The following is a 237-nucleotide window of genomic DNA, read 5'->3' on the forward strand; positions in this document are numbered from 1 at the left end:
CCCGGCTGCACCAGCGCCTCGAGGCCCTCGCCCTCGAGAATGCCCGTCTCAAGGGCGAGGACGCGCAGGCGCGGCTGCAGTTGGAGCTCGAGGGACTCAAGCAGCAGTTGGCCCTCCTGCAGAGGCGACTGTTCGGCGCCTCCAGCGAGAAGCATGGGGAGAAGCCCGCGAAGTCTCCGCGCACGAAGCTGCGGCGTGGCCATGGCCCCACGGCCCAGCCTGAGTTGAAGGTGGAAG

General features: G+C 69.2%; 1 protein-coding gene. It reads left to right on the top strand.

The features are described from left to right. Window positions 1–237, top strand: a 237-nt coding sequence (locus U8525_RS34750; protein ID WP_374271015.1) for a hypothetical protein, incomplete at both ends; no start/stop codon positions are given.

This window comes from Corallococcus sp. RDP092CA (genome assembly GCF_041903675.1).
Taxonomy (GTDB): Bacteria; Myxococcota; Myxococcia; order Myxococcales; family Myxococcaceae; genus Corallococcus.